Here is a 7,769-nt window from a genome sequence, read left to right on the forward strand (position 1 = left end):
CTGGCGCGCCAGCAACGCCTGCTTCATCTCGCTTTCGAGATGCAGTCTTTCATCGGCGTAGGACAGAGCCATCCGTCCGGCATCGGTCAGTTCAAGACCGCGGCCTGAAGGGCGGAAAAGCGCGGCCCCCAATTCATTTTCAAGCTGACGCAGTTGCCCGCTAATGGTTTGTGGCGTGAGGTCAAGTTGCTCCGCCGCCCGGCTGACGCCACCAAGCCGGGCTACCGTCCAGAAGTAATGAAGGTGTTTGTGATTCATGCTGACATTTCGGAAATTTACGAAATATTATCCACAAAAAATTGTGTTTTTTAAATATTCGTCCTTGTTTATCTTGAAGCCCTATTTCACTATCTGAGGAACAGGGAATGAAGATCGACATCCGCAGCCAAGGGATCACAGTGTCTGACGATTTGCGAGAGCACATCGAGCGTTGTGTGAATTTTGGTCTGGATTGGGCCGAGCACGATGTCGATCGAATCGTCGTCAGCCTGTCCGACATCAATGGTCCGCGTGGCGGCAACGACAAGCGCTGTCATCTGCGTATTCCGCTGTCGCGGATGCGGGATGTGGTGATCGAGGAAGTTGCCTGCGATCTGCAGGCGGCGATTGCGCATGCCGTCGATCGTGCCGCAGGCAGCCTCGAACGCCGCTTGTCCCGGCAACGGGAGTTTGGGCCGACCCCCGTGTTTTCGGCGGAGGAATGACGTGAGCCCATTATCCAATCCCCTCTTGCGCGGTCTCCTGAGCCGTATCTTTTCGATCAGCCGCCGAACCTGGATTTTCCTGTCGGTGACCTTTCTGGTGCTTGTCGCATTATTCATCTGGGCGGCGATCAGCACTGCCGGATGGTTGTTCGGTATGGCCAGAGATGGGGTCAACGCTGCACCGGAAGCTGTACGTGCCGCCACCGCTCAGGTCGAGCAGGTCATCCCGGGCGTCCAGGAAAAACTGGGCGTCCTGGTTCCAGGATTCAAGCCGGAAAGTCCGCTGCGCGAAGTCTCGGGTACCGATCCGGCGCCGGTTGCACGTTATCCCGGCCTGGCGCGAGTTCAGTGGCAACGCGATGAGCAGCAAGTGCAAGTGCGTTACCAGGGCAAGGCTGATTTCACCGAAGTTCTAAACCACTATATCCAGGGCTTCGCCGCACTGGGGTACCAGCAGACGCTTCGCTCAGCCTCACCCTCGGAAGAGCGCCATGAGTTCGTCAAGGACGGCGAGCACTTCACACTGGTTTTTTCGGTCCAGGAGAAAGATGTTGTCACCATCGACCTGAGCTCTCGCCGATGACCGTTTTAGATAACGCAAATTAAGGAAAGATCATGATGACCTTGCAAGCCCGTGAGTGGTCAAATCGCACCCCGCAGCTGACGAATAAGCCAACCGAAGATGGCACTTGTCAATCAGTAGGGCGACCAACGCAACATCTTTTCCAGAAACCCCATCCCATGCCCAAAACCCGAATCCCGAATGCCGTTCGTCTTGAGTTCGCACCTGACTCCCTGGTTCATAACAACCTGTCGGGAGCAGCCTTCACCGGCGATTGGCTCTGGGTGGCAGGCGACGAAGCCAGTGGTCTGGATCGCCTGCGCCGCCTTGACGCCGTAGGCGGCGAGTCCTTGCATTTTGGCGAAGTCCGCGATTTTCCGCTGGCTGAGCTGCTGGACCTGCCCGGTGCAGACGATGATGAGGCCGACCTGGAAGGCATGGCGGTGGCCGATGGCTACCTCTGGGTGGTTGGTTCGCATGGCCTCAAGCGCAAGAACATCAAGCCGGACCGAGGTCACGCCGACAACGCCAAACGGCTGGCAAAAGTGACGCTCGACGCCAATCGCCGCCTGCTGGCATGTCTGCCCATCGAGCCCGATGCTAAGGGTGAGCCCTGCCTGGTACGTCAGGCTCAAGACGGCCGCCAGGCACTGCGGCTCAAAGGCGATGCGCAGGCGAACCTGCTCACCCGCATCCTGGCCGACGATCCCCACTTTGGCCCCTACATGGCGATCCCGGGCAAGGACAACGGCTTTGACATCGAAGGTCTGGCGGTGGACGGACAGCGGCTGCTGCTCGGCCTGCGTGGCCCGGTGCTGCGCGGCTGGTCGGCGTTGCTCGAAATCGCAGTCGAGGCGCATCGGGATCAACTCCGCCTGGTACCCCTTGACGAGAGCGGCACGCTGCTGCGCAAACATTTCCTGCAACTTGACGGCCTGGGCGTGCGCGACCTGCATTTCTCCGGTGACGATCTTTACATCCTGGCCGGTCCGACAATGGTGCTCAATGGTGATATCCGTGTCTTCAAATGGCCATTCGCCCGAGCCACAATCAGCGCCAACCGGGAACCGGTGCGTTTCGAAACGGTGCTGACCGAATCGGTTTCGCTACCCCACGGCCATGGTACGAACCGGGCCGAAGCGATCTGTGCCCTGCCGCTAGCGATCGCCGGCCGCACGCCTCACTGGCTGGTACTCTACGACGCGCCCGGCATGGATCGCCAGGATGGCGAGTACACGGTCTTCGGCGATCTGCTGCGGCATGACTGATAGGTGCCAGCCCCGACCGATATCAGCCGGCAGCCCCCAGCGCGATGCGCTGCCGCCCCCGAGCATCGACCCTGAGGCAACGCTACTGTTCGTGATCAACGCTGCCGCTGGGGCTTTCGACCTCGAGGCCAAGCGTACGGTAATCCAGTCGGCACTCGCAGCACATGGACGAAAGGGCGAACTGTTGAGTTGCCAGCCTGCCGATCTGGCACAGGTAGCGGGCGAGGCCGCCAAAATGGCGGTGGCGCGGGATACGGCGGTGATCGCCGTAGGTGGCGATGGCAGCCTCAATACAGTGGCCCAGGCTGCGCACGCCGCCGGCTGCGCCATGGGGGTCATTCCCTACGGCACCTTCAATTACTTTGCCCGGACACACGGCATTGCCACCGAGCCGGCAGCTGCGGCCCGGCAGGTGCTGCAGGCGCGCCCGGTGCCGGTGCAGGTGGGTGCCATCAACGAGCGCATCTTCCTGGTCAATGCCAGCCTGGGGATCTACCCCGAACTATTGCAGGACCGCGAAGCCTACAAAGCCCGCTTTGGCCGCAGCCGCTGGGTGGCGTTCGTCGCGGCCGGGGCGACGCTGCTGCGCGCACAGCGCCGCTTGCGCCTGCACATCGAGACGGGTTCGGCGGTCCGCGATGTACAGACGCTGACGCTGTTCGTCGGCAACAACCGGCTGCAACTGCAACAGTTCGGCGCCGAACCGGAAGACACCATCGCCGGCACCCCCGGCGATGGCAGCATGGCCGCGCTGATGCTACGGCCCATTGGCACGCTGTCGATGCTCAAGCTGATGCTGCACGGAGCGATGGGCCGGCTGGGCGAAGCCGCCGGCGTGGAAAGCTTCGAGTTCAAGCACATGGTGGTCAAACCTACTCTGTGTACCGACCACACTGAACTCGTGGTCGCGTTCGATGGCGAAGTGGCACGCATGCGCGCACCGATCGACATTCGTGTGCTGGAAAAGCCCTTGTACCTGCTGCAAAACCCTGATCAGGCTGCCACGGCGACCGGCTCGGAGTTTCCGGCATGAGTGTCGTGCTGCATATTTCCGATACGCATTTCGGTACTGAACTGCCGCCGGTGGTCGACGCACTTGTCGCGCTGGCTGCGCAGCAGCATCCCGATCTGGTGGTGCTCTCGGGCGACATCACGCAGCGCGCACGGCCCAGCCAGTTCCGTGCTGCAAAGGCTTTCGTCGACCGGTTAGGCGCTCCGCTTCTGGCCGTGCCGGGCAACCACGACATTGCGCTGTTCGATCTGTGGTCACGGCTGACCAGCCCCTATGCGCGCTACACCAAGGCTTTCGGGGGCAATCTCGAACCCGTGCACGCATCGTCCGATCTGCTGGTTATCGGTGTTAACACCACGCGCGCCTGGCGGCACAAGAACGGAGAAGTGTCCTCGGTGCAGATTGAGCGCGTGGCCAAGCTGTTGAATGCGGCCAGCCCGCAGCAGTTGCGTCTGGTGGTGGTGCACCAGCCGGCGGCGGTGGCTCAGGCAGAAGAACGCGTCAATCTGCTGCGCGGCCACGAAGCCGCGCTGCACGCCTGGTCGGCGGCCGGGGCTGACCTCGTCCTGGGTGGGCACATACATCTGCCCTACACGCTGGCGGTGCATGGCCTGTCCCGACGACTTTCAGTGCTTCAGGCTGGTACCGCCATTTCGTCGCGTACTCGCCCCGAAGCGCCCAACTCGGTGAATATCCTGCGCTGGGGCGAGGCAGTCGGTGCACCTGGCGATCTGGCGCAGGCCGGGGCCGAAAAGGGGATGTTCTGCCTTATCGAGCAGTGGGACTTTGCGCCCCGCGATCAGGTCTTTATCCGCACCTCAGTCACCCCCGTACTGCCAGAACGCGCCTGATCGCACGCAGCCACCACCCGCATCACTACGCAGGTGGTGCAGTCGGGTAGCAGCTTCGAGATGCCGCTGGCCTGGACCCTCATGGCGGTGATCGGCATCGCGATAGTGGCAATCTTCATGCACATCCGCGTTGTGCTTTACAAGAGGCTAAGCCTTGCCGTTGCGGCGTTTGATTGGGTCGCGGGTGGTGCGGCCCTGGCACAGACCCGCAACTGGGTTGCGATCAATCTGGGCCTTGGGGTGCTGGTATTACTCGTAACACTACTGCACTGAACGACCCGCTTCAAACTTCCCAGCCCTGATCACTCGCCTGGTCTTGACGCGCCTTTGTATTTTCAAATCAGCAAGGCCGCGCCGAAAATACCCACCATAGTGAAAGCCAGCACGACTTTGGCGATGAGCCCCACCATGATCCCTACCCATGTGGCAATGCCGACTTTGACAGCGCGTGCATGGTCTTTTCGTGCCAAGTACTCGCCAACGGCGGCGCCGACCAAAGGCATGAAGAGCACGCCCACCAAGCCCATGAAAAGACCGAGTACCGTGCCCACCGCTGCGCCCATCAGGGCCAGTTTGCTGGCGCCGGCTTTTTTGGCTCCCATGAGCCCGGCTACATACTCCAAACCCCAGGCCAATAACGCCAGCACACTGACCACCACCACGGTGGTCATGCCGACACGAGCGAAGTCGTCTATCCAAGCCCCCAGCACAATGCCGCCCCAAACCAACACGGTGCCTGGCAGCACGGGCAGCACGGTGCCCGCCAAACCCAGCAAAATCAAGGCAACACACAATATCCATAAAAAGGTAATTACCAAGATCGGCCCTCGAGGTCAAAATAGAGCGCGTATCGACTTTCATGTGGGTGTGTCTGATTGAACTTCAAGTGTTGGCCTGTATGACGAGATTGGCTGAGTAGCTTACAGCCAGCGATCACTCAGTGCGACTGCTACGCTCAGAAACCTTCCGCCGGATCGCCGATACGATGAATGTCTCTTGTGGGTCGGTTCGGGCTATGGCCTAAACTGACACCCTCCATCAGCAACTGACTGGCCGGTAACCGACGCATAGCCGACCGAGTTGGAGCGCAGACCCACGGTCCGCAGTGCCCGACCAGGATTCCCCGGGCCACGAAACCCGAATGTCCGCTGTCAGTCTGTTGCTGTCTGACTGGCATTCCGGACGAGCTTCTCTTGATGGCCGGATGTACTCAGTTGCGCATGTGCCGCATTGCAGCCATTGAAAGATCTGAGCTTCGGCGAACGTCGGCTTACGGGCAAGGGCGCCTACTCACACTGCCGGCCAGAAGCGGCCCAAGGGCTAACTGGAGCCAACGTATGCGACGAACCTGAATCGGTCAGTCACCCATCGCTCTAGTATGGACACACTAGGGCAGGTCAATGTAGAAACCCGCCGGGCAGCCTATTACTACAATTTGACCTATGCCGACCTGGGGCACATGGTCAAACAGTTTGACTGCTACGGCGAGTCACCAACACTTATCGATTGACGTCAACGATCACGCGGCCGCGAATTTTACCGTCGATGAGCTTCGCAGCTGTCGGAATGGCATCAGCAAGCGAAATCTCGGTGCTGATCATCTCCAGCTTGGAAACATCGAGATCGATGCCTAGGCGACGCCAAGCCTCAAGGCGATCCGGCCGCGGGCACATCACGCTGTCAATACCGGCCAGCGTCACGCCACGAAGGATGAACGGCGCGACCGTCGCCGGACAATCCATCCCGCCGGCCAGCCCGCATGCCGTTACCACGCCGCGATACTTGGTGGTGGCGCAGATGTTTGCCAGGGTGTGACTGCCGACGACATCGACGGCGCCGCCCCAACGTTCCTTGCCCAGCGGTTTGCCCGGCGACGAGAATTCCGCGCGATTGAGCACTTCGCTTGCGCCCAGTCGTTTCAGGTAATCGGCTTCCTCGGTCCGTCCGCTGACCGCTACCACCGTATAACCAAGCTTCGCCAAGACGGTAGTTGCCACGCTGCCGACGCCACCGGCAGCGCCGGAAACGAGGATTTCCCCGTGCGCCGGCATCACCCCGTGGCGCTCCAGCGCCAGCACGCACAGCATGGCGGTATAACCGGCGGTGCCGATCGCCATGGCCTGCTGCGGCGAAAACTGCTTGGGCAGCGGAACCAGCCAGTCGCCCTTGAGCCGTGCCTTCTGGGCGAGCCCGCCCCAGTGTCCCTCGCCGACGCCCCAGCCGTTCAGCAGCACGCTGTCGCCCGGCTGGTAATCGGCGTGGGTGCTCGATTCGATGGTGCCGACCAGATCGATGCCCGGCACCATCGGGAAGCGTCGAACCACCGGCCCCTTGCCGGTGATGGCAAGACCGTCCTTGTAGTTGAGCGTCGAGTGACTGACGCGGACGGTGACTTCGCCCTCGGGCAACTGCGCATCGTCGATGTCCTTGAGATTGGCGCGATAGCCGGCGTCATCCTTCTCGATCAGAATGCCTTTGAACATGTTCATCTCCTCTATGATTTAGACCGGTCGTCTATAAAAAGTCAAAAAAATTAGGCCCACTGCAGCCCGGTGAAAAATCCCCGTGCAAAGATATCGAGCGGTTTGGCACTACGTTCAAGTTTGGCGCGCAAGACCGCGCCTTCCCAGCCGATCCAGAAAAAGCTGGCTTGTTGCGTGCAATCAACCGCGGCAGGAATCTGACCGTCCCGTTGCGCCGCTTCGAGACAACGGGCAAGGCGTCGCTCCCAGTCGTCAAACACGGCGTTGAGAAGCGCCCGAAAGCTCTCCGGCAGGGCCGCCATCTCCTGACCGAGATTACCGATCAGGCAGCCGCGGCGGAAATCGTGCCGCGCCATGCCGGCTTGTGCGTCGTCGACAAACGCCCTCAGGCGATCGAGTGGTGTCATTGATTCGTCAATGAAATGGCGCTCCAGCTTGCGGACAAAGTAGCTCGCGTAACGATCTATCAGCGCAGCCCCGAAAGCTTCCTTGCTATCGAAGTAGTGATAGAAGGAACCCTTCGGTACGCCAACCCGCTTGAGCACTTCGTCGATGCCCGTCGCCGCGAACCCCTTCTCGGTGAGCACCTCAAGCCCGGCGCGAAGCAGGAGCTCGCGCGTTTCGAGCGTGTCTTCGGGCCGCTTTGGCGGGCGGCCACGTTTGCGGAGCTGGGAATGCTGTATGTCCATGCGCACATTTTAGACCGGTCGTCTCATTTAATACAAGCCCTCCCTCTCATCACGCCCTTGGAATCAACGAGACTCGAACGGCCGCAACGAGGCGATTGCTACTGTCCGTACCGGTTTAAAACTGACCAGGTGTACCGGTTGAATTTTGACCAGGGACGATAGCCGCCCGTCATTCAGGCTGCTGTGGATAAGTCTATCGG

10 protein-coding genes are annotated in these 7,769 nt (G+C 60.7%); 6 read left to right on the forward strand and 4 right to left on the reverse strand.

Going from position 1 to position 7,769, the window contains the following annotated elements; all coding sequences use genetic code 11:
- On the reverse strand, positions 1 to 258 hold a 258-nt coding region (locus tag ACIQ09_RS21065; protein WP_398314203.1), incomplete at its 3' end, for a LysR family transcriptional regulator.
- A 107-nt stretch (positions 259 to 365) separates the two neighbouring features.
- Here ACIQ09_RS21065 and ACIQ09_RS21070 point away from each other — a divergent pair.
- From ACIQ09_RS21070 to ACIQ09_RS21095, 6 genes are all read left to right on the forward strand, one after another.
- Positions 366 to 704 carry an HPF/RaiA family ribosome-associated protein gene (locus ACIQ09_RS21070; RefSeq protein ID WP_168943196.1) on the forward strand — a complete coding sequence of 113 codons (339 nt, stop codon included), beginning with the start codon at positions 366 to 368 and terminating at the stop codon, positions 702 to 704.
- A 1-nt stretch (position 705) separates the two neighbouring features.
- The gene (locus ACIQ09_RS21075; protein ID WP_051519707.1) at positions 706 to 1,287 is read left to right on the forward strand and encodes a hypothetical protein; all 582 of its coding nucleotides are present in this window, start codon (positions 706 to 708) and stop codon (positions 1,285 to 1,287) included.
- A gap of 32 nt (positions 1,288 to 1,319) precedes the next feature.
- Positions 1,320 to 2,534: a DUF3616 domain-containing protein gene (locus ACIQ09_RS21080; RefSeq protein WP_231499272.1), complete on the forward strand. Its 1,215-nt coding sequence runs from the start codon at positions 1,320 to 1,322 to the stop codon at positions 2,532 to 2,534.
- A gap of 91 nt (positions 2,535 to 2,625) precedes the next feature.
- Positions 2,626 to 3,567 carry a diacylglycerol kinase family protein gene (locus ACIQ09_RS21085; protein ID WP_299158251.1) on the forward strand — a complete coding sequence of 314 codons (942 nt, stop codon included), beginning with the start codon at positions 2,626 to 2,628 and terminating at the stop codon, positions 3,565 to 3,567.
- Positions 3,564 to 4,397 (forward strand): metallophosphoesterase family protein, encoded by an 834-nt coding sequence (locus ACIQ09_RS21090; RefSeq protein ID WP_398314207.1) that lies wholly within the window; start codon positions 3,564 to 3,566, stop codon positions 4,395 to 4,397. Before ACIQ09_RS21085 ends, ACIQ09_RS21090 begins: the two co-directional genes overlap by 4 nt.
- A 60-nt stretch (positions 4,398 to 4,457) precedes the next feature.
- Entirely contained in the window at positions 4,458 to 4,670 is a 213-nt protein-coding gene (locus tag ACIQ09_RS21095) for a hypothetical protein (RefSeq protein WP_197022696.1), read from the forward strand.
- A gap of 62 nt (positions 4,671 to 4,732) precedes the next feature.
- Here the strand turns inward: ACIQ09_RS21095 and ACIQ09_RS21100 are convergent, their stop codons facing one another.
- The 3 genes from ACIQ09_RS21100 to ACIQ09_RS21110 all read right to left on the reverse strand — a co-directional run bounded on the left by ACIQ09_RS21100 (position 4,733) and on the right by ACIQ09_RS21110 (position 7,569).
- Positions 4,733 to 5,215, reverse strand: a complete 483-nt coding sequence (locus ACIQ09_RS21100) for a DUF456 domain-containing protein (protein WP_043387488.1) — start codon at positions 5,213 to 5,215, stop codon at positions 4,733 to 4,735.
- Positions 5,216 to 5,896: 681 nt separating this feature from the next.
- On the reverse strand, positions 5,897 to 6,880 hold the full coding sequence (locus tag ACIQ09_RS21105; RefSeq protein ID WP_398314210.1) for an MDR family oxidoreductase: 984 nt from the start codon (positions 6,878 to 6,880) through the stop codon (positions 5,897 to 5,899).
- 50 nt (positions 6,881 to 6,930) lie between these two features.
- On the reverse strand, positions 6,931 to 7,569 hold the full coding sequence (locus ACIQ09_RS21110; RefSeq protein ID WP_168943193.1) for a TetR/AcrR family transcriptional regulator: 639 nt from the start codon (positions 7,567 to 7,569) through the stop codon (positions 6,931 to 6,933).
- Positions 7,570 to 7,769: the final 200 nt, after the last annotated feature.

Origin of the sequence: Zoogloea sp. (assembly GCF_044344315.1) — a bacterium.
Lineage (GTDB): Bacteria > Pseudomonadota > Gammaproteobacteria > Burkholderiales > Rhodocyclaceae > Zoogloea.

What these genes read in the sequence shown, in the direction of transcription:
- ACIQ09_RS21070 (WP_168943196.1), top strand. Translation starts at nt 366, where the DNA reads ATGAAGATCGACATCCGCAGCCAAGGGATCACAGTGTCTGACGATTTG.
- ACIQ09_RS21080 (WP_231499272.1), top strand. Translation starts at nt 1,320, where the DNA reads ATGATGACCTTGCAAGCCCGTGAGTGGTCAAATCGCACCCCGCAGCTG.
- ACIQ09_RS21090 (WP_398314207.1), top strand. Translation starts at nt 3,564, where the DNA reads ATGAGTGTCGTGCTGCATATTTCCGATACGCATTTCGGTACTGAACTG.
- ACIQ09_RS21095 (WP_197022696.1), top strand. Translation starts at nt 4,458, where the DNA reads ATGCCGCTGGCCTGGACCCTCATGGCGGTGATCGGCATCGCGATAGTG.
- ACIQ09_RS21105 (WP_398314210.1), bottom strand. Translation starts at nt 6,880, where the DNA reads ATGTTCAAAGGCATTCTGATCGAGAAGGATGACGCCGGCTATCGCGCC.
- ACIQ09_RS21110 (WP_168943193.1), bottom strand. Translation starts at nt 7,569, where the DNA reads ATGGACATACAGCATTCCCAGCTCCGCAAACGTGGCCGCCCGCCAAAG.